The following is a 20,830-nucleotide window of genomic DNA, read 5'->3' as shown; positions in this document are numbered from 1 at the left end:
AAATGGCGAGCTGCCAGTCTAACCGATGTCGAATGCGGCGTCGCCGCGCAGGGCAAACGGCACCGCCCTGGCCCAGCGGTTCGACGACAGCGAAAACGCCAGCGACCTTACCTGATGGTACCAGCCGGCCGGCACATACAGCATGTCGCCCGGTTCGACCAGGCACTCGATCATGCTGGCCTGGCGCGCCAGCGGAAAGCGTTCGTAGTCGGGCGCTTCCGGGTCGAACGGCGAGCCGAACAGGATCGCGTTCGCTTCGCGCGGATACAAGAATTCGTCGTGATGCGGCGGCGACAAAATGATGCGCTTGCTGCCCCATACCTGCGCGAACAGATTGTCGTCGTAGTCGCAGTGCAGCGGCGTGACCGTGCCGGCCGGCCCCAGCCAGTAGCGCGGCGGGCCGATCTTGTCGAAATACGCCGGCCAGTGGCACAGGCTGTTCAGTTCGCGCAGTTCCAGGTTGCCCAGGTACGGCGGCAAGTCGTGCACGCCCTGCGCCACCAGGTCCAGGTAGTCCAGCATCGACATGTCCTGCATCGCCCGGTCGGGCGCGAACGCCGTATTGATATAGTCGCCCACGCGCGCCCGCACGGGCAGGTGGCTGTAGCGCTCGCGCAAGGCCAGCGGCGTCAGCTGGCACAAGGGCCAGCGCTTTACCGCGCCCGCCATCAGGAACGGCAAGCCTTGCGCGGCCAGCGCGCGGAAACGGGTCGCGTCCAGCGGCCCCACGCGGGGCACTTCGGTGATAACCGGCAGGCTGCGCGCGACGCGCTTGATGGCTACGCGCATGGCGTCGATGGACGCCACGCCACGCACTTGTGCGTCTTTCTGTTCGCGCGATTGTTTCTTGGCGAGTATTTCTTCAGCGGTCGTGGGAATGGCGCTGCGCGGCGGCAAGCGTTGCTGCAAAGGCGTTTTTTCTATCGGCATATTCTTGAAAGGTGATTCATGCCGGCCTGGCGGCCAGCATCTTTTGCAGTACCGCATCGAGCTCGACAAAGTCGACCGGCTTGGTCAGGTGCAGGTCAAAGCCGGCGTCCGAAGCCAGCTTGCGGTCCTTGTCCTGCCCCCAGCCGGTGACGGCCACCAGGATGGTGCCGCATCCGCCAGGCTGGCCGCGCAGATGGCGCGCCACTTCATAGCCGTTCATGTGCGGCAGGCCGATATCGAGCAGCACCACATCGGGCGCGAACGCGGCGGCCATCGTGATGCCGGACGGGCCATCATAGACCGTGCCCACTTCATAGCCCAGCAGTTCGAGCGCCATCGCCAGGGTGTCGGCGGCGTCGGCGTTGTCGTCGATCACCAGCACCTTGCCAACGCGCGGGCCGGCCTGCAGCTGGTGGCTGGCCGGCGCCGCGGCGGCGACTGGCGGCGCGGCCGGCAACGGCAGGCGCAAGGTGAATTCGCTGCCCTGCCCCACGCCGGCACTGCGCGCGCTGACGCTGCCGCCATGCAGCTGCGCCAGGCCGCGCACCAGCGACAGGCCGATGCCCAGGCCACCCTGGGCGCGCGACAGGGCCGGCTCCAGCTGCGAGAACATGTCGAAGACCGTCAGCAGATGCTCGGGCGCGATGCCGATGCCCGAGTCGCGCACGGTGATCACGACTTCGCCGCCGCTGCGCGCCACGCTCAGCCAGATGCGCCCGCCGGCCGGCGTGTACTTGACGGCATTGGTCAGCAAATTGGCGATCATCTGCGACAGCCGCGTGGCGTCCGCATCGAGCCAGATGGCATCGTCGGGCTGCTCCACCTGCAGCGTGTGGCCGGCCTTGTCCGCCATCGCCGCCACGCTGTGCAGCGCCAGCTCCAGCACCGGCGCCAGTTCCACGCTCTGGCGGCGCAATTCCAGCCGCCCCTGGGTGATGCGCGATACCTCCATCAGATCGTCGACCAGATGCGTCATGTGGCTGACCTGCCGCCCCAGCACTTCGCGCGCCCAGCGCAGCTGTGGGTCGTCGAGCTGCACCAGGTTCAGCACTTCAAGCACATTGCGGATCGGTGCCAGTGGATTGCGCAGTTCGTGCGCCAGGGTGGCGAGAAATTCGTCCTTGCGCCGGTCGGCTTGCGCCAACTGCGCGTTCAGGGCGCTGGCGTCGCTGCGCGCCAGTTGCAGGTGCTGCTCGTACTTGCGGCGGTCGGTGGCCACGAACACGGCGATCTCGTCATACTGCACCTCGCCATGCTTGCGCCGCACCGCGTTGAACAGCATCGGCAGCTTCTCGCCCTGGCACTGGCGCACGTCGAGCAGCACTTCGGCCACGCTGCCCTGCACCTGCATCAGCGGGCGCCAGTGGGTCTGGTGAAACACGCGCCCGCCGATGCTCAGCAGGTCCTGCAGTTTCTTTGCGCTGACCAGTTCGTGCTCGGCATAACCGAGCCAGCCGCAGAAAGTGGCGTTTGCCCTGAGTATGGTGCCGTCGGGGGCGCACAGCAGCAGGCCGCAGGCGGCGTGCTGGAACAGGGTCTCGGCATCGGGCAGGAACGTCACGTTGCGGCGTCGCTTCAGAGACGCAGGCCGTCGAGAAAGGCGCGGATCGGCGCATGGCAGGCTTGCGGCGCGCTCATGTGCGGGCAATGACCCATGTTCTCGATCACTTGCAAGGTACTGTGCGGCAGGTTGGCGCGCAGGTAGTCGCCGACCGGCATGGGCGCGATAAAGTCGTCATCGCACTGCACGATCAGGGCCGGCGTGGTGTTCTGTGCCAGGTCGGCGCGGTGATCGGACAAAAACGTGGCGCGCGCAAAATGCAGGGCGATGGCCGGGTCGGTGCGGCAAAAGCTTTGCGCCAGCTCCTGGCCCAGCGCGGGCTGTTCGGGCGTGCCCATGATGGTCGGCGCCATGGTGCTGGCCCAGCCCAGGTAGTTGCTGTCCATGGCACCCAGCAGGTCGTCGATATCGGCACGCGAGAAGCCGCCATGGTAATTAGTGTCGGGATCGTCGATATAGCATGGCGACGGCGCCAGCATGATCTGTGCGGCAAAATATTGCGGTTCGGCGATCGAGGCCAGCATGGCTGTCATGGAACTGACCGAGTGGCCGATGCAGATCACCGGCCCGTCGCTTACCGCCTTGACCACCTGCAGCAAATCGTCCGCATGCGCGTGCAGGCTGGAATAACTGTCGAAATCATAGGCAGTCAAATCGGAACCGCCGCTGCCGACCAGGTCGAACAACACCGTGCGGTAGCGGTCGCGGAACATCGGCTCAAGGTAGCGCCACATGGTCTGGTCGCAGCCAAAGCCATGCGCGAAGACGATGGTGGCAGTGTTCGCTCCTTCTGCCAGAGTTGTGGGTTGGTTGATGCGGATATTGTTGCGCTGCTCGATACGCATGCCGGTCTCGCCTTATATTGACTGTAAAGAATGGCCCTGGCCCTCGGCGGCATCTTAACATGGGGCACGGCAGGTTGCTTGCCAAACCGGACCCCGCAGCGGATAATGAGAACGATTCCCATTAATTAAATTTCAATCAATCCAATCACCTGCGTTGCGTGCACTGCCACCGACGCGCCCGTGTTTCTAAAGACTGTTACCGCATGCGCGCTTTCTGGACCGTTGTACACCGCTGGGCCGGCCTCACTGTCGCCCTTTTTCTGATCGTTGCAGGCCTGACGGGCGCCATCACTTCCTGGGACCATGAACTCGACGAATGGCTGAACGCCGACATCATGGAAACGCCAGGCCGCGGCCCGCTGCAGCAGCCCTTCGTACTGGCGCAAAAAGTGGCTGCGGCCGATCCGCGCGTGGAAGTCAATTACATTACTCTGGGCCTGGAAGAAGGCCATGCAGCGCAGTTCCTGGTGCGGCCGTTGACCGATCCGGCCACCGGCAAGCCCCATGTGCTCGACTACAACACCGTCTACGTGGACCCGGTCACGGCGCAGATCACCGGCACGCGCGACTCGACGGCCATCTCGCTGTCGCGCCGCAGCCTGATGCCCTTTTTGCGCCACCTGCACTACAGCCTGCACGTGCCGGCCTTCTGGGGCACGGACCGCTGGGGCTACTGGCTGATGGGCACCGTCGCGCTGGTCTGGCTGCTCGACAGCGTGGTGGCGTTTTATCTGACCACGCCGCGCCGCCTGCGCGCCCGCGCGCCCGACGAAGCGCCGCCGCACCGCAGCCCCGCCACCTGGTGGCAGCGCTGGAAACCATCGTGGCTGCTGCGCTGGGCCGCCGGCGGCTACAAGCTCAATTTCGACCTGCACCGCGCTGGCGGCCTGTGGGTGTGGGCCATCATTATCGTGGTGGCGTTTACCTCGTTCTCGCTGAACCTGTACCGCGAAGTGTTTTATCCGGTAATGTCGCTGGTCTCGAAAACCACGCCAGGCCCGTATGAAACCCAGACGCCGGCGCCGTTCGGCACCTATGTGAAACCGGTGATCGGCTTCGAGCAGGCGGTCGCCATCGCCAGCAAGGAAGCGGTCCGGCGCGGCATCACCTCGCCGATCGGCGGCATTTATTATGGCGGCGACTATTCCTTCTATAACGTCTCGTTCTTTGATGCGGCCGACGAATTCGGCGCCGCTGGCATGGGCTTGTCCAACTTGTATGTGGACGGCATGAACGGCAGCATTATCGGCCAGCACAAGCCTTGGGAAGGCACGGCCGCGGACGTTTTCGTGCAGCTGCAATTCCCGCTGCACTCGGGCCGCATCCTCGGCATGCCGGGACGCATTCTGATGTCCTTCATGGGCGTGATGGTGGCCATGCTGTCGGTCACCGGCATCGTTATCTGGGAACGCAAGCGGCGCTCGCGCCGGCTGCAGGCCAAAAAGCTGTTGAAACCCGCGTAAGGCGGTAAAAAACTCCACTCGGCAGGCCGCGTCCGCGGCTTGCCACACCTTTCCCCTCTCTGCAGCCATTCGGCCAAATGCAATTGCCTTGCAATAATATTGCACGTCGATTATCATTGCTTTTTAAATGCAAATTACTTGCGTTTAAGTCTCCCTCCTCTCCCACTTTTCAGAGTAATCAATGCGCCATCACGCCCTTGCAGCTGCCATCCTGTCCACTTTTCCATACGCTTATGCCGCAGATGAGACCATCCTGCAGACCATCAATATCCAGGCCGAGCGGCCATCAGGCATCGACAGCGTCGTGGTTGTAGAGAACAAGCAGGCCCGGAACAGGACATTGGGCGACATGCTGGAACAGGTCTCGGGCGTGCAAAGCAGCGCCTTCGGGCCGAATGCCGGCGCGCCAGTGATCCGCAGCCTGTCCGGCAGCCGCGTGCAGATACTGGAAGACGGCCAGTCGATCATGGGCATGAATGCGCTCAGCGGCGACATCAATATTCCGTTCGATCCGCTGTTCGTGCGCAGTGCCACCGTCAACAAATCGTCCGATAGCGTGCGTTTTGGCGGCAATGCGATTGGCGGCAGCGTCGACGTCGATTCGGGACTCATTTCCAGGAAGATGGAAGAGCAGGAAAAGGAGGTGGAACTGGTGCTGCGCAAGGGTTTCAACAACGCCGACGCCCAGGGCCTGCGGCTGAACTTCAACGACCAGAAGCACTTTTCAACGAATGTGCAGCTGTCGTTCCAGAAGATCTCGCACTACACCATTCCCGGCAACAGCAAGGCATCGGTGTGCGACAGCCAGCTGTTTCCGGCCAAGGGCGGCGTCAACACCTTTTTGGCCGACAGCTGCCAGAAAGAGGCACGCATCCAGCAGGTCTACAACAAGTCCTCGCAGCCGTATATCGATCAGTTCATGACGGAAAACCCGGATTGGGCCGATGGTGCTTTTTCGTTTTATACCAATAACCCCACCTCGGTCTGGCAGCGCAAGACGTATGTGAATCCCGTCAACCCGGCCTACGTTCCAGGCACGCCAACCACGGTGCAGAACAAGATCAACCGCGATGTGACGCCCGACTACCACGGCACCCTGGGCAACAGCTATTCCAGCAATGCCCACTTTGCGGTCGGCACGACCTACTTTTTCGAGCGCGGCTATGTGGCGGCCAGTGTCGACAGCAAGGAAAGCAAGTACGGCGTGCCGGGCTTTTCGATGGAAAACTTGTCCTTCGGTGCCGACTATGGCCAGGCGATGCCGGTCGGCGTGGTGATCAGGCAGGACAAATATGCGCTGGAGGCCAAGCTGCTTGATCCCGTGCCGTACTTTGAAAGCGCGCAATTGCGCGTCTCGCGCCTGAATAACGCCTCGGGCGAACGCCTGGGCGCCAGCAAGGCCAATGACTACCAGTTCGACACCAATCAAGCCGAACTGCTGCTGGCGCAACGGCGCGCCGGTCCCTTGAGCGGCCTGCTTGGCATCAGCCACCAAGCCAGGGATATCGCCGGCAGCGGCGCGCAACTGTACCTGCCCGACGTGACGACAAACAGCAGCGCCCTCTTCCTCAAGCAGAACCTGGACGTCGACTGGGCCTCGTTCGACGCCGGCTTTCGCCATGAACGGGTGAAGCACGAGATCGAGGACAGCGCATTCAAGACCTCGCGCAATGCGAAAAATACCAAACTCGATGACCGGGACTTCAATCTGAACAGCTATAACCTCGGTGCTTCAACCGAACTTGGCCGCCTGTTCGGCGCCAAATTGCGCTACTCATCGTCGCAGCGCGCGCCCGAAGTCAACGAGCTGTATGCCAGCAATCGCCACTATTCGATCATGACCCAGGAAGAAGGCAACCAAATGCTGAAGGCAGAACGCGCCAAAACGACCGAACTCACCATGCTGTTCGGCAACCGCGGCTTCAAGGCCTCGGCGACGGCCTATGAGATGAAGTACGCGAACTACCTCTACCTTGGCCACTCGGGCCTGCAAACTGCGAACCGCCTGCCGTTAAAATACTGGAAGCAGACCGATACCACGGTCAAGGGCTTCGAGGTCGATGTGTCGCAGCGCCTGGACCTGGGCGCCTACGGCAAGCTGGACCTCTCGACATTTGCCGACCTGGTCAAGAACAAGGCCGACAATCCGGACTCGCTGCGCGCGCATAACGACGGCGAATATCTGCCCAATATGCCGACCAACCGCTACGGCGCCAATCTGCTGTGGCAGAACCAGGGCTGGAAGAGCAGCCTGTCCGGCACCCGCTACGACAAGCAGAAGTACCTGGGCAAGAGCGTCAGCGACGAAGTGCCGCTCGACGGCTACACCATGGTGAACTTCCAGCTCAGCCGCGCATTCCAGCTGGCCAATTCGAGCATCAGGGAGATCGAGTTGTTTGTCAGCGCCTCCAACCTGCTTGATGAAGATGCGCGGCCACACAACTCGCCGCTGAAATATATCGCGCCTTTGCCAGGCCGGGGGTTTCAGCTGGGGGTGACGGGCAAGATCTGATCATCGCCAGTCAGGCGCCGGCGTGCGCCTTGGCGGCCAGCGCCAGCAGGCTTTCTACACGATTGCCATCGCAGCACACCGGCACGCCATCGCCGAACTCGGGCGCAGTCAGGCGCGTCAGCACCGAGCCGGGCGGCATTTCCACGGCCAGGCGCGCGCCCCTCTCCCAGGCCAGGCGTACGGTGTCCATCCAATGCACGCGCCGCGCCATGTTCGAGGCCAGGCTGTCGCGGATGAGGGCCGGGTCGAACAGGGTGCGCGCGGCGCTGCTGCTCAGATAAACCAGCGCCGGCCTGCGTAATGTCACCGTGTCGAAAGCGGCGCGCAGTTGCTGCGCGGCCGCGTCGAACAGCGGGCTATGCGAAGGCACGCTGACGGCCAGTCGTTCGGCCTTGCTGGCGCCATGGTCCAGCGCCAGGGCCATCACGGCCTGCAAACCGGCTTCGCTGCCGGCAATCGCGATCTGGCGCCGCGCGTTCAGGTTGGCGACATGGACCGGGCACGCCTCCGTGTGCACGCTGGCCACCAGCGGTTCAAGCTGCGCCAGCTCCAGGCCGACAATCGCCGCCATGCCGTAGCCGCTCGGGTAGCTTTCCTCCATCAACTGGCCACGCCGCGCCACCAGCTGCACGGCGTCGGCAAAATCGAGCGCGCCGGCCACCACCGCCGCCGGATATTCGCCGATCGAAAAGCCGGCCACCATCTGCGGCACGGCGCCCTGATTCTCAAGCGAACGGGCCATCGCCACGCCGGCGATCAGCAAACACAGTTGCACCGCACGCGTCGAAGCCAGCGCGACGGCGGTATCGAGCAGCAGCGGATCATGGCCCAATACTTCGGCCGCTTCTGCAAGCGTATCGGTCACCGCAGCGTCATTCGGCAACGCATGCAGCATGCCGGGGCGTTGGGCGCCCTGCCCGGGAAAGGTAAACAAGACGCTCATACAGGCTCCCATGGCGTGGCCGTCAGCAGCGGCCCCCGGTTCGTCTTCAACAGGATATTCTTGCGCCCGGCCGCCCATTCGGCATACGCAAAGCCGCCATGGCCGGTGTCGATCTGCAGGTCGAGCCGGCAGCCGGTAACGGTGGCGGCAATCGCGCGCAAGGCTTCCGTTTGCGCCGCATCGGGTGTTACATCGATGCGCAGCACCAGGTCCAGGTCGCTGTCGGCGCGCAGCACCGGCAAGCTGCTCGCCAGCGCAAAACCGGCGCCGCCGGTCGGACCCCAGGCCCAGCCGGTGGCGTCCAGCAGCGGCGCCACCGTGCGCAGGGCCGCCAGCGCGGCGCAATCGTTGCCGTCAACCGGCAGGGCCGACAACATTTCCGGCGTCACGCAACGCAGTACCCTGGCCGCCTCGATCTCGCAGGCATGGCGCTCGCTGCGCACTGCGCCACGCAGTCCCACCGGAATGCGTCCTGGCGCGACCATGGCACGGCGCACTACCACTGGCGCCTGCCGCAGCCAGTCCCGGCTGGCCCACGATGGCGCCGAAGGCACGCTATCGAGCCATAGCAAGTCATGCGCCCGGTAGCCGTGCATCAGGCCACCACTGCCTTGACGGCAAAGAACAGCAGCGATGGTCCCAGCAAACAACCGAGGCCCGTATGAAACGTCGCCACCAGCGCGCCATACGGCACCAGCCTGCGGTCGGTGGCGGCCAGGCCGGCCGACACGCCGGAAACAGTGCCGGCCAGGCCGCCGAACACCATCGCCGAACGCGGCGTTTTCAGGCGCAGGAAGCGCGCGGCGGCCGGCGTGCCGACCATCACCAGGATCGCCTTGATCAGGCCTGCGGCGATACTGAGCGCCATCACGTCGGAGCTGGCGCCAATCGCAGCACCAGTCACGGGGCCGACAATATAGGTGACGGCGCCGGCGCCGATGGTGGTCATGCTGACGGCGTCCGAATAACCGAAGGCGTAGGCGATGCATGCGCCGACCAGGAACGGCAGCACCACGCCCAGCATCAGCGCCACCACCCCGATCAGGCCCGCCTTGCGCGCCTCGGTGGCCTGCACTTCGAAGGCCGTGGCAACAATAGCGAAGTCGCGCAGCATGGCGCCGCCCATCAGGCCGATGCCGCGAAACAGCGACAGGTCGGCCAGTCCCTTGTGGCCGCCACTCTGGATGCCGCCCCAGTAGGCCAGCCCCAGGCCGATCACGATGGCGATGGCCGAGCCATGCACACGGCCCATGGTCAGGTATTTGGACAAGGCCACCGACAGCAGCATGATCAGGCCGACAAAGGCAAACGCGGTCACCAGGCCGTTATGGACGGCGGCTTTTTCAAAGATTTCAAGCATGACGGTGCTCCTTTGCCAGTATCGAGTCGGCTTCGGCGGCGGCAATCGCGGCCGGGCTTTCCATGCGGTTGATCAGCGAGATCACGCCGGCGCAGATGACCACCGAACCGATGGCGGCCAGCAAGGCAACCGGTCCACCGCGCAGCGCCGCCACCACATCCTGCTGGGCCGCCATGGCGACCACCACCGGAATATACATGGCGCCCCAGTATTCGACGCCACGCTCGGTCATCTGCGGCATCCACTCGCGCCGCTGCATGTACAGCCGCGCGCAGATCAGCAGCAGCATCGCAATGCCGACCCCGCCGACATTGGTTTTCACGCCCATCAGCTGCCCGAGCAAATCTCCCAGGAAGATGCCGAGCAAATGGCACAAGGCCAGTAATGCGGTTCCGTAAATGATCATGGTACTGTCTCCGTTATGAGTATGGGAATGACTTTTGCGTCTTCTCTTTGCTACCCTTGCCACTGCTGTTGCAATACCTCCCTCACCTTTGCCGATGCCTGTCGGTGTGGCGCGCCAAGGCGGCTGGCCAGGCCGCGTTCGGGGTCCAGGCGGATATCGGCCAGCGCCGCCTGCAGGCTCGCTTCCACCTGCGCAACATCCTCTGCCGACGGTGCATCGGGCTGCGCCACGCTCAAGGTCTGCCACAGCAAACCCAGCGTCGCGTAGTTCTTGATGTCATAGGCCATCGGCGCAATGGTCTCGGCCAGTGCTTCCAGCGCTTCCACGGTGCGCAAGGTAATGCGCGCGGCCGAGGCCTTGCCCATGGCATGTACCATCACCTGCGGATCATCAAACGCGATCAGGCGGTTGGCCTGGTAGCCATGCGCCAGGAAAGCGCCGGACATGGCCTTGCCGACGATCAGGCCGATGACAGGGTGGCCGGCCAGCCGCGCTTCGGCGTAAGCACCCGCCGCGCCGGCCAGCGCCTGGTGGATGCCGTAGGCTTCTTCGCGCCGGCCATAGGCCTGGCTGGCGACGTCGATCACGGCGACAATCGGCCGCTTGACTGGCAGCGCGTGGTCCTCGATCACCACCTGCTGCACCGCGCGCGCCAGCTGCCATCCTTCGGCCAGGCCGATTTCGCCGGTGCGCGCCCGCGTAAAACGGTTGTTGGGGTCGGGCAGCACGGCGATATAACGGGCGGCGCTGCCGGCCAGCTGCGCGTCGACCACCCGCACCGATGGTGGGTAGTCAGGCAGCGGCGTGGCATTGCCGGTCAATGCGGCCAGCCAGATGGCGCCGCGGCTGGTATTTGTGGTGCGATTCATGATGCGGCTCCTTTGCTGTAGATGCTGCGCACGGCGTCCGGCGTGGCTTGCTCGGCCGCGTCGACCTCGGCCAGGCGCGCCAGGAAATGGCCGGCACGGTCGCTGCGATGCTGCTGCGGCACGCCGCGTGCAAACAGTTCGGCGACCGTGGCGCGGATCTGCGCCGTGTCGTCCCCGACGTAAGCGTCGGCCAGGCCGGTGTCAAAGCGCTGCTCGCCGCCCGTCAGGCTCCAGATGAACGGCTTGTTGCGCGAGTCGAATTCCTGCACGCCGGCCTCCTGCTCGATCACCGCCGGGCCATTGAGGCCCAGCCGCGCCTCGCGCGTTACCACCAGATAGCTGCACAGGCCGGCCGCGATCGACATGCCGCCGTAGCAGCCCACGGTGCCGGCGGTAATCCCGATCACCGGCTGGTAGCGGCGCAGGTCGACAATCGCCGCCTGGATCTCGGCAATCGCCGCCAGGCCCAGGTTGGCTTCCTGCAGCCGCACGCCGCCGGTTTCAAACAAAATCACGGCTCGCGTCGGTATGCCCTTGCGGTTGTCCTGCGCCGCCAGTTCCAGCGCGCCGGCGATCTTCGCGCCACCGACTTCGCCCATGCTGCCGCCCTGGTAGCCGCCCTCGATCGCCAGCACCACGGCCGGCTGGCCGTCGAAGCGGCCCTTGGCCACCACCACGCCATCGTCCGCCTGGGCGGTCACGCCCTGCTGCGGCAGCCAGGGCGAACCGAGACCGCAGAATGGATCGAGCAGTTCGCGCATGCTGCCAGGGTCCAGCAAGGCTTTGGCCCGGCTGCGCGCACCGCGTTCGATAAAGCTGTCGCGCTCCAGCAATTGCTTCAATGTGCTCATGACTGCCCCTCCTGCGTGGTTTCTTCAAACGCCTGTTCGATGCGCATGCGCACCACGCCCGGCGTGGCGCCGCAGTCGTTGATCACGATGCTGGCCGCCGGCAGCAGTTCGCCCGTAAATACGCGCGCCAGCAGCGCATCCCACACCGCCCCCTTGCCGTCGACCGAGGTATGCACGACGATGCGCGTCTCGCCGGCAATGCCCGGCTGCAGCAGCACTTCCAGGTCGCCCGAACCGACCACGCCGGCCAGGGCGCGCCCGGCAGCCGGCTGCCCGGCCGGGAATGCATAGTCACGCTTTTCCATCTTGTTCTCCTTCTTCCAGGCTATCGAGAAACAGCGTGGCCGCCAGCAGGTCGGCCGCGCCACCAGGCGACACATTCAATCCCAGCACATTGGCTTCCAGCGCCAGCAGCGCCTCGGTACCCGGCTGCGTGCCGGCGCCACCAGCCGCCAGCACCTGCGCCGCACCGGCCTGCACTGCCAGCAGGGCCGCCACGCCGCCGCGCGACAGCACGCAGGTGTCGTCCAGGCTGGCCACGATCGTCAGCAAGGCATTCAGCCGCGCCGTGGTTTCGTTGTCGCCGCGTGCACGCGCTGATCGCAAAGCCGGCAAACCGGTGTCGAGCACGTGCGGAAAACCGGCCAGCGCCTGGCCGCGCGCGCCACCGACGTGATACTGGCGGCAAGCAAGCTGGCCCTTGTTGCCGGTCTCGCCGGGGGCGCCACGGTCGGTCAACCGCGCCAGAGCGCCGGCCCGCGCCGCCACGGCCTGCGGCGCCAGCGATGCACCGCGCGCCTGCAGTTGCGCCGCCGCCGTCACCAGCAGGCCCAACGCCCAGATCGCGCCGCGATGCGTATTGACGCCGCCGGTGGCCGCCATCATCACCGCCTCGCCCTCGCGGCCAATGGCGCCGATGCGCTGGCGCAGCTGGTCGTCGTCCTGCTCTTCCGCTCCCGCCTCGGCCATTGCCTCGAATACGGGCTGCAGCGCGCAGGCGGAATGGCACATCAGCGCCCAGTTCAGGTCCACGTGCGCGCCACGGCTGCGCAGGTCGACCAGGCCAGGCTTTGGCGTCAGGGTCACTTCGTCGAGCAGCGCCTGCAGCACCTGGTGCGCCAGCGCCGTGGTGTTCTTCGTTGTCATCATGGTGTTCATTACCAGCTCCTGAATTTGGCGGGCGGTTGATACAGGCCGTCGGACCATTCGACCAGGTCGGCGATGCTTTTTGCGGCCAGCAGCGAGCGGTTCGCTTCGCCGCGCTGCACGCCGATATCCTCGGGCAGCGCGATCAGGCCGTCGCTGCGCAGTTTGGCCGTGGTTTTCGGGTCGTGGCGCAGGCCGATCGGCGTGACGCCAGCCACCGCTGCCAGCATGGCCTTGCGTTCGTCGAGCGAGCGCGCCTTGTACAAATACGCGACGCCTTCCTCGGTCAGCACATGGGTCACGTCGTCGCCATAGATCATCACGGGCGCCAGCGGCATGCCGCTGGCCTTGCCCACGGCGACCGCGTCGAGCGATTCGACGATGGTCGGCTGGCCGCCATCCTGGAACGTTTCGACCATCTGCACCACCAGCTTCTTGCCGCGCGCCAGCGGGTCGTCGGTCTCGATCAGGTCCAGCCACGCAGGGGTCGGGTGGCGCCGGCCATGCGGGTCGTGGCCCATGTTCGGCGCGCCGCCAAAGCCGGCCAGCCGGCCATTCGTCACGGTCGAGGAATTACCCACGCCGTCCATCTGCAGGGTTGCGCCGATAAACAGATCGACCGCATACTGGCCGGCCAACTGGCACAGCGCGCGGTTCGAGCGCATCGAGCCGTCGCGGCCAGTGAAGAACACATCGGGCCGCGCCGCCGCATAGCCTTCCATGCCCAGTTCGGCGCCAAAGCAATGCACGCTCTCGACCCAGCCCGTTTCAATCGCCGGGATCAGGGTCGGATGCGGATTGAGCACCCAGTTGCGGCAGATCTTGCCCTTCAGGCCCAGCTTCTCGCCATAGGTCGGCAGTATCAGTTCGATGGCGGCCGTATTGAAGCCGATGCCGTGATTGAGCGACTGCACCTGGTGTTTTTCATAGACGCCACGGATCGCCATCATCGCCATCAAGACATGCACCGGCTTGATCACGCGCGGGTCGCGGGTAAACAGCGGTTCGATAAAAAACGGTTTGTCGGCTTCGACCACGAAGTCGATCCACGAGCCAGGCACATCGACGCGCGGCAAATCGCTGACATCGTCGACGATCCGGTTGACCTGGGCGATCACGATGCCATCGCGGAAAGCCGCCGATTCGACCAGGGTCGGCGTATCTTCGGTGCTGGGTCCCGTGTACAGATTGCCCTGGCGGTCGGCCATATAACCGGCCACCATCACGACGTTCGGCGTCAGGTCGACAAACAGGCGCGCATACAGTTCGATATAAGTGTGGATGGCGCCCACTTCCAGCAGGCCGTCTTGCAGGAACTGGGCGATGCGCAGGCTTTGCGTGCCGGCGAACGAAAAATCAAGCTTGCGGGCAATGCCGCGTTCGAACAGATCCAGGTGCTCGGGCAGGCTGACGCTGGGCATGATCAGGTGCAAGTGGTTGATCTTGTCCGGGTTGACTTTTGCCAGCATGCGCGCCAAAAAGTCGGCCTGCTTCTGGTTATTGCCTTCCAGCACCACCCGGTCACCGGGCGCCAGCAGCGCTTCGAGCACGGCCACCATATCGGCCTGCTGCAGCACGGGCCCATTCGCAAACTGGCGCACGGCGTCCAGCCGGCGCCGCTTCTCGGTGCGGCGCGTATCCCACTGTTTGCGCTGCGGTGGCGCCTGTGTGGGGGTTGACATATTGCCTCCCTTTTTAGGTATCGAGCTTCCACGATAGTAAAAAGGCGGCGCCGCTACAATCAAGCTGCTACCATGTTCATTACTCTAAAGTTAATGAACTAACGACAATCACGGTGATCCATGGCCATCAATGAAGAAATTACACTGAAAAAGCTGGAAGTGTTCTTGAGCTTCATGGAGCTGAACAACCTGGCGCGGGTGGCCGATGTTCTGGGCCAGAGCACCGTCAGCGTGCACCGCGCCCTGCACAGCCTGGAAGACGGCCTGCGCTGCCCGCTGTTCAAGCGCGAAGGCCGCAGCCTGATCCCGCTGCACGCGGCCTATACCTTTGCCGAATCGGCGCGGCGCGCTCTGGCCGAATGCGAAGAAGGCGTGCGCAAGGTGCGCGAAATGTCGGGCATCAACCCGGTGCGCCTGAAGATCGGCTCACTCTATTCGCTGACCCTGCACTGCATCCCGCAACTGGTAATCGCCCTGAAACTGCGCCGCCCCGGCCTGGATATCGACCTGACGCTAGGCTCGAACCGCGAACTGCTGCAAAGCCTGGCTGACGGAAGGCTGGACGCCATCATTATCGGCGTGCAGGAAGAGGAACATCATGCAGGGCTGGTCTCGGTGCCGCTGTTCCAGGACGACGTCTACCTGGCCGCCCCATTGAATTCGCCCTATGCAGGGCAAACTTCCGTGGACCTGCAAGCGCTGCGCAACGAAAAATTCGTCACCCTCAACGAAGGCTTCGTCACCTCGCAAAGCTTCAACCACGCGTTCGAACTGGCCGGCTTCGTGCCGGACACCGCGATGCGGGTCGGCGACATCTTTTCCCTGATTAACCTGGTCAGCGGCGGCATCGGCTACAGCCTGCTGCCCGGCCGCGTACGTGCCTTCAGCTCGCGCATCGAATTGATTCCTCTTGACGCACGCTACGGCTCGCACCAGCAGATTACGCTGCTGGTGCTGAGCAGCCGGGAACGCGATGCGAATTTATTGGCGTTGGCAGCGGAGTGCCGCTTATACGGAAAACGCGGTAGTTTTGCCAGCAATTAATACAATCGAACATTACCACACAGTAATAATACATTCCATTAGGAAATATTTATTCTGTGTATAATCGCTCCTCCAGTCATATCTGTTAGTCAATCAAGTTGTCTGGCTGTATAGCTGAAAAACACTCCAGCGCCCCAACCTCGCGCCGCTTTACCCATTCCCGGATGTTGTTTTCCCGACCCTGCGCGCCTCCCGTGCGCCGGCTCGCATGACCGACCGCATCGCATTTCCGCTCATTTGCCGATGACGCGCCAGCGCAAGCGATTACCATCGCCTTGTGGCCGTTGCACGCACAAGAAAAATAATTGAACCAGTTTAAAGATGAAAACCACGCTCAAGTTTCGCATCGCCGCCATTATCGGAGTTATCTCCATCATCACGTTCATCATCGGCTTTATCGGCCTGTACGGCATGAACGCCTCCAATCAGGGGTTGAAAACGGTGTACGAAGACCGCACCGTCGCTCTCGAACAGGTGTCCAGGATCGACCGCCTGCTGCTGAGAAACCGCTACACGGTCGCCGAACTGCTGGCGTCGCCCCGCGAGCAGGACATCAAGCCTGCCGCCGACCGTCTGAAGAAGGACAGCGACGAGGTCGAGCGCGTCTGGAAACTGTATGCCGCCACCTATCTGACGCCCGCAGAAACCCAATTGGCCGCCACCTTCGTCGCTGACTACCAGAAGTATAAAAACGACATCGACATGCCGATAGCCGCCAGGCTGGCGGCAAACGATATCGAAGGCCTGCGGCCGCTGTTCGCCATGTCGCTGGCGCGCAGTGCGCCGATCAGGGATACCATCGCCAGCCTGCGCCAGTTGCAGGTGGACGTGGCCAAACAGGAATACGAGAAAGCGGCCAGCACCTATGTGCAGATCAAGCTGCTCGCCATCGCCCTGATTGCGGGCGGCCTGCTGGTTTCGGCCTTGATGGGCTACAGCCTGATACGCCAGGTGTATGCCCAGCTTGGCGGCGAACCAGCGTATGCCGTGCAGGTTGTCCAGCGCATCGCTGGCGGCGATCTCGGCGGCGACGTGGCGCTGCGCGCCGGTGACACCCGCAGCGTGCTGGCGGCGATGAGCAGGATGCGCGCCAATCTCGTCAGCACGGTTGGCGAGATCCGCCAGTCCACCGAGACCATCGCCACCGCCTCGGGCCAGATTGCGGCCGGCAACGCCGACTTGTCAGCGCGCACGGAAAGCCAGGCCGGCTCGCTGGAAGAAACGGCCTCCTCGATGGAGGAACTGACCGCCACCGTCCGGCACAACCACGACAATTCCCTGCACGCCAATCAACTGGCGCAGTCCGCGTCCGCCGTGGCCCGCAAAGGCGGCCAGGAAGTCGCGCTGGTGGTCGACACCATGAACGAGATCAACCAGTCGTCCAAAAAGATCGTCGACATTATCAGCGTCATCGATGGCATCGCCTTCCAGACCAATATCCTGGCCCTGAACGCGGCCGTGGAAGCGGCGCGCGCGGGCGAGCAAGGACGGGGCTTCGCCGTGGTGGCAAGCGAGGTGCGCAATCTGGCGCAACGCTCGGCCAGCGCCGCGAAAGAAATCAAAGTGCTGATCGGCACCTCGGTAGCGCAGGTCGAGGCCGGCAGCAGGATCGTCGGCCAGGCCGGCGTGACGATAGACGAAGTGGTCGCCAGTATCGCGCATGACCGAACTGATGGGCGACATCAGCGCCGCGGCAGGCGAGCAGGACGCTGGCATCAGCCAGATCAACGCGGCCATTTCCGATATGGATGGCGTCACACAACAGAATGCCGCCCTGGTCGAAGAAGCCGCAGCGGCGGCCGGATCGCTGGAGCAGCAAACGGTGCAGCTGATGCAGCTGGTCAGCGTGTTTACCCTGCCGGCCAGCTAAGCCGGCTTGGTGCAGGCGTGCCCGGCAATAGCTGAACAAGATGATAAGCTTGCCTCATCTTCAGCCTGCCGCCAACTGCCATGCGATTACTTGTCCTTGCTGTTCCGCTACTACTATCGCTATCCGCCTGTGCGCCTGTCATCAAAGCACGGCCAGAAGGCATCATGGAAGCGCACGTCAAAACGCTCTCGCAGCCGCAGCGTGCCGCCATGCTGGCGCGCGTGGAAACGGAGGCCATCGGTTTCTCCTCGGGCATGCCTTCAGCGAACCGGGCCTGGGTGTTTTTTGACCCGTATTGCTCCTACTGCAGCGATTTGTGGCGGGAGACGAGCTTGTTGAAGAACGAGGTCGCCTTCGTGTGGATACCGGTGGCGCTGCTGGGCGAAGACAGCGCCGCGCTGGGGGCGGCGATGCTCGATTCGGCGCAGCCGGCAAGCCTCATGTGGGCCAACGAGGAAGCCATGCGCCATGCCGTCACGGCGATGACCTTGACGGCGGAGCCGTCGGAAGCCTCGCTGGCCAAGGTGGCCCTCAACACCGAGCTGATGATCACCGTGGACCCTGCCGCGCGGCCACCTTCCGTGCCCTTGATGTACTATCGGTCTTCAAGCGGACAGGTCGAGATCATCGCGGGTGCGATGGACGCCAGGGCCTTGAAGGCCGCCATGAAATTGAAATAGTGGCCAGGCGCTGCAGCCTTCCGCAGCGCCCGCGATGGATTGATCAAATCGCACTATCCCACGGCGCCGACAACCTCACCGCGCAATTGATCAGCCCCACCATCGAGTACGTCTGCGGGAAGTTGCCCCACATTTCGCCGGTTACCGGATGCGTGTCTTCCGACAGCAGCCCCACGTGGTTGCGCGCCATCAGCATGGTTTCGAAGATCTGGCGCGCTTCGTCTTTCCTGCCGATGCGGGCCAGGGCGTCGATGCGCCAGAAGGTGCAGATGTTGAAGGCGGTTTCCGGTTTGCCGAAGTCGTCGGGGGCTTCGTAGCGGCGCATGTAGGGGCCGTCGCACAGCGAGGCTTCGAGGGCGTCGACGGTGGCGATAAAGCGCGGGTCCATCGGGTCGATGAAGTTCACTTCCGCCATCAGCAGTACCGACGCGTCAAGGTCGCGCCCGCCCAGGCTTTCGGCGAAGGCCTGGCGCTCTTCGCTCCATGCTTCGCGCAGCAGGCGCTCGCGGATCAGAGTAGCGCGGCTTTGCCACAGATCGGCGCGGTCCGGCAGTTCCAGCTTGTGGGCCACTTTCGACAGGCGGTCGCAGGCGGCCCAACTCATCAGCATCGACGAGGTATGGACGCGGGCGCGCGTGCGCAGTTCCCACATGCCGGCGTCGGGTTCGGCGTGCAGCTTGAAGGCCTGCTCGCCGACCGCTTCCAGCGCCGTGAATTCGGCCTTGCCTGCGCGGTGGAACAGGCGGTGGTCGAGGAAAGCCTGGGCCGCGCCAAGCACGATATTGCCGTAGACGTCATGCTGGAAATGCTCCTGCGCCTGGTTGCCCACGCGCACGGGGCCGTTGCCGCGGTAGCCGGGCAAATGCTCGACCAGGGATTCGGGCAGCAACTCTTCCAGGCCGATGCCGTACAGTGGCTGGATATGGCCGCCTTTTGACCTGGCGACGATATTGGTCAGCCAGCGCAGGTATTCTTCCATGGTGCCGACTTCGGACAAGCTGTTCAGTGCGCGCACGACAAAGAAGGCGTCGCGCAGCCAGCAATAGCGGTAGTCCCAGTTGCGGCTGCTGCCCGGTGCTTCGGGAATGCTGGTGGTCATGGCGGCGATAATCGCGCCGGTATCCTCGTACAACGACAGCTTCAGGGTGATGGCGGCGCGTATCACCACGTCCTGCCATTCCAGCGGCACGGCCAGGCGGCGCGTGTAGGTGCGCCAGTAGTTGATGGTTTCTTTCTCGAAGATGCGCGCCGTCTCGTCGATGCCGCCGGCCAGGGTTTCATCCGGGCCCAGCAGGAAGTTGGCGGTCTTGTCGAGCACGAAATACGATTCGGTCAGCACATAGTTCAGCGACACATCGGTGTTCAGGCGCAAGGTCTGTTCCGCGCCAACATAGCGGATATGGTGGCTGCCCTGGGTGATCTGCGGCGCCAGCTTGCCCCAGTCGAAACGGGGACGCAGGCGCACGCGGATGCGCACGGCGCGGTCCAGCGGGCGCACGCGGCGTATCAGCATCAGCGGGCGGAACATGCGGTCGCGGCTCAGGAAGCGCGGCGCGAAATCGGTGATTTCCACGCCGCGGCCTTCGGTGTCGTACAAACGCGTGCGCAGCACGGCCGTGTTCGGTTCGTAAAACTGTTCGCTACGGGCAAAATTCTCGATATCGATGCCCCAGACGCTGCCGTTTTCCGTATCGTCGAGCAAGGTGTTGAATACCGGGTCGCCATCAAAACGGGGCAGGCAGGACCACACTACCTGCCCGGCCTGGTCGATCAGGGCGTTAAAGGCACAATTGCCGACCACGCCGCAATTGAGGCTGGCCTGGCTCGGGGGCTTGCTGGCGGCTGGCGCATGCGCGCCGCTCGGGGTTTCATAGGCTGTCGTCATCGGCTACTCCTTGGGTTTTGATGGATGCGGCAAGCACGGCGGCGTGCAGCAGCACGGCGCGCAGTGCGCCCGGGCTGACCAGGCGCAGCGAGGCGGCGCTGGCGCCACTGCCCACCTTGACGCCCCGGCCGCCGGCCTGTTCGACAAAGGCAAAGCCTGCCTCATCGGTAGTGTCGTCGCCGGCAAACACGGGGCGGCGCCCTGCGAACGGCGCTTCGCGCATGAACGCGGCAATCGCGCCGCCCTTGTCGGTACCCGCCGGCTTGGCTTCGAGCACCATTTTGCCATGCAACAGCAAAATACCGGGGCACGCTTGCACCGCGTCCGTCATTTCACGGACGCACAGTTCCTGCAATTGCGGCGCCAGCCGGTAATGCAAGGCCACGGCGCCGCGCTTCTGTTCCACCAGCAAGCCCGGATGCAAGGCGGCCAGGGCTTGCGCCCGGGCCAGCACAGGCGACACATCGGGCGTGGCCGCCATATGCAGTTTGCCGTCCGCGTCGCGCCGCTCCACGCCATGCACGCCCGCCACCGGCAGCACCAGTGGCGCCAGCATGGCATCGATCTGCGCCACGGGCCGGCCGGAAATGATGGCCAGCGCACCGTCGTGGCGCCTGACCAGCAGCGCCAGCGCCTCGGCCACGCCCGGCTCCAGCCGCACGCCGTCGGGCGTGGCAGCGAGGTCGACCAGGGTACCGTCAAAGTCAAGAAAGATGGCGCAGCCAGGCTGGTCGAGCATGCTGGTCAGCACTGCGCTATCGTCGGGGGGTTTAACCATGTTAC

Annotated in this window: 19 protein-coding genes; 5 read left to right on the top strand and 14 right to left on the bottom strand. The window is 64.1% G+C overall.

The window, feature by feature from the left end:
* Positions 1 to 18: 18 nt before the first annotated feature.
* From AC0Z42_RS17155 to AC0Z42_RS17145, 3 genes are read right to left on the bottom strand one after another with little or no spacing between them, the layout of a single operon-like run.
* The gene (locus AC0Z42_RS17155) at positions 19 to 930 is read right to left on the bottom strand and encodes a cupin-like domain-containing protein (protein WP_485469409.1); all 912 of its coding nucleotides are present in this window, start codon (positions 928 to 930) and stop codon (positions 19 to 21) included.
* Between the two features lie 16 nt (positions 931 to 946).
* A complete protein-coding gene (locus AC0Z42_RS17150) occupies positions 947 to 2,491 on the bottom strand; it encodes a hybrid sensor histidine kinase/response regulator (protein ID WP_485469408.1) in 1,545 nt (514 codons plus the stop codon).
* Positions 2,492 to 2,505: 14 nt separating this feature from the next.
* The gene (locus AC0Z42_RS17145) at positions 2,506 to 3,336 is read right to left on the bottom strand and encodes an alpha/beta fold hydrolase (protein ID WP_485469407.1); all 831 of its coding nucleotides are present in this window, start codon (positions 3,334 to 3,336) and stop codon (positions 2,506 to 2,508) included.
* Positions 3,337 to 3,539: 203 nt separating this feature from the next.
* Between AC0Z42_RS17145 and AC0Z42_RS17140 the strand changes: the two genes are divergently transcribed.
* Together AC0Z42_RS17140 and AC0Z42_RS17135 are read left to right on the top strand one after the other, a co-directional pair.
* Positions 3,540 to 4,799, top strand: a complete 1,260-nt coding sequence (locus AC0Z42_RS17140) for a PepSY-associated TM helix domain-containing protein (RefSeq protein ID WP_485469406.1) — start codon at positions 3,540 to 3,542, stop codon at positions 4,797 to 4,799.
* Positions 4,800 to 4,980: 181 nt separating this feature from the next.
* Entirely contained in the window at positions 4,981 to 7,311 is a 2,331-nt protein-coding gene (locus AC0Z42_RS17135; protein ID WP_485469405.1) for a TonB-dependent receptor, read from the top strand.
* Between the two features lie 10 nt (positions 7,312 to 7,321).
* Here AC0Z42_RS17135 and mdcH read toward each other — a convergent pair whose 3' ends face one another.
* Genes mdcH through mdcA form a run of 9 tightly spaced genes read right to left on the bottom strand, consistent with a single transcriptional unit; the run spans position 7,322 to position 14,568 of the window.
* Positions 7,322 to 8,254 carry a malonate decarboxylase subunit epsilon gene (gene mdcH, locus AC0Z42_RS17130; protein WP_485469404.1) on the bottom strand — a complete coding sequence of 311 codons (933 nt, stop codon included), beginning with the start codon at positions 8,252 to 8,254 and terminating at the stop codon, positions 7,322 to 7,324.
* Positions 8,251 to 8,850, bottom strand: coding sequence for a malonate decarboxylase holo-ACP synthase (locus AC0Z42_RS17125; protein ID WP_485469403.1), 600 nt, complete (start codon positions 8,848 to 8,850; stop codon positions 8,251 to 8,253). Before AC0Z42_RS17125 ends, mdcH begins: the two co-directional genes overlap by 4 nt.
* A complete protein-coding gene (gene madM, locus AC0Z42_RS17120) occupies positions 8,850 to 9,614 on the bottom strand; it encodes a malonate transporter subunit MadM (RefSeq protein WP_485469402.1) in 765 nt (254 codons plus the stop codon). Before madM ends, AC0Z42_RS17125 begins: the two co-directional genes overlap by 1 nt.
* On the bottom strand, positions 9,607 to 10,020 hold the full coding sequence (gene madL, locus AC0Z42_RS17115) for a malonate transporter subunit MadL (RefSeq protein ID WP_485469401.1): 414 nt from the start codon (positions 10,018 to 10,020) through the stop codon (positions 9,607 to 9,609). Before madL ends, madM begins: the two co-directional genes overlap by 8 nt.
* A gap of 50 nt (positions 10,021 to 10,070) precedes the next feature.
* On the bottom strand, positions 10,071 to 10,889 hold the full coding sequence (mdcE, locus tag AC0Z42_RS17110) for a biotin-independent malonate decarboxylase subunit gamma (protein ID WP_485469400.1): 819 nt from the start codon (positions 10,887 to 10,889) through the stop codon (positions 10,071 to 10,073).
* Positions 10,886 to 11,740, bottom strand: coding sequence for a biotin-independent malonate decarboxylase subunit beta (locus tag AC0Z42_RS17105; RefSeq protein WP_485469399.1), 855 nt, complete (start codon positions 11,738 to 11,740; stop codon positions 10,886 to 10,888). Before AC0Z42_RS17105 ends, mdcE begins: the two co-directional genes overlap by 4 nt.
* Positions 11,737 to 12,045, bottom strand: coding sequence for a malonate decarboxylase subunit delta (locus AC0Z42_RS17100; protein WP_485469398.1), 309 nt, complete (start codon positions 12,043 to 12,045; stop codon positions 11,737 to 11,739). The genes AC0Z42_RS17105 and AC0Z42_RS17100 overlap by 4 nt, the downstream gene beginning before the upstream one ends.
* Positions 12,032 to 12,898, bottom strand: coding sequence for a triphosphoribosyl-dephospho-CoA synthase (locus AC0Z42_RS17095; protein ID WP_485469397.1), 867 nt, complete (start codon positions 12,896 to 12,898; stop codon positions 12,032 to 12,034). The genes AC0Z42_RS17100 and AC0Z42_RS17095 overlap by 14 nt, the downstream gene beginning before the upstream one ends.
* Positions 12,898 to 14,568 carry a malonate decarboxylase subunit alpha gene (mdcA, locus tag AC0Z42_RS17090; RefSeq protein WP_485469396.1) on the bottom strand — a complete coding sequence of 557 codons (1,671 nt, stop codon included), beginning with the start codon at positions 14,566 to 14,568 and terminating at the stop codon, positions 12,898 to 12,900. Before mdcA ends, AC0Z42_RS17095 begins: the two co-directional genes overlap by 1 nt.
* A gap of 120 nt (positions 14,569 to 14,688) precedes the next feature.
* On the opposite strand from mdcA, the gene AC0Z42_RS17085 reads away from it, so the two are divergent.
* The 3 genes from AC0Z42_RS17085 to AC0Z42_RS17075 all read left to right on the top strand — a co-directional run bounded on the left by AC0Z42_RS17085 (position 14,689) and on the right by AC0Z42_RS17075 (position 18,162).
* A complete protein-coding gene (locus AC0Z42_RS17085; protein ID WP_485469395.1) occupies positions 14,689 to 15,612 on the top strand; it encodes a LysR family transcriptional regulator in 924 nt (307 codons plus the stop codon).
* Positions 15,613 to 15,933: 321 nt separating this feature from the next.
* Complete coding sequence (locus AC0Z42_RS17080) at positions 15,934 to 17,517, top strand: methyl-accepting chemotaxis protein (RefSeq protein ID WP_485469394.1); 1,584 nt, start codon at positions 15,934 to 15,936, stop codon at positions 17,515 to 17,517.
* Between the two features lie 129 nt (positions 17,518 to 17,646).
* On the top strand, positions 17,647 to 18,162 hold the full coding sequence (locus AC0Z42_RS17075; RefSeq protein ID WP_485469393.1) for a hypothetical protein: 516 nt from the start codon (positions 17,647 to 17,649) through the stop codon (positions 18,160 to 18,162).
* 43 nt (positions 18,163 to 18,205) lie between these two features.
* Here the strand turns inward: AC0Z42_RS17075 and AC0Z42_RS17070 are convergent, their stop codons facing one another.
* Positions 18,206 to 20,047 (bottom strand): glycoside hydrolase family 15 protein, encoded by a 1,842-nt coding sequence (locus tag AC0Z42_RS17070; protein ID WP_485469392.1) that lies wholly within the window; start codon positions 20,045 to 20,047, stop codon positions 18,206 to 18,208.
* On the bottom strand, positions 20,031 to 20,825 hold the full coding sequence (gene otsB / locus AC0Z42_RS17065) for a trehalose-phosphatase (RefSeq protein WP_485469391.1): 795 nt from the start codon (positions 20,823 to 20,825) through the stop codon (positions 20,031 to 20,033). The genes AC0Z42_RS17070 and otsB overlap by 17 nt, the downstream gene beginning before the upstream one ends.
* Positions 20,826 to 20,830 lie beyond the last annotated feature (5 nt).

Source organism: Janthinobacterium sp. 1L-D-8-B-C4 (genome assembly GCF_057291295.1).
Note: the sequence above shows the minus strand (reverse complement) of the source record. Positions and strands in the feature narration are given on the sequence as shown.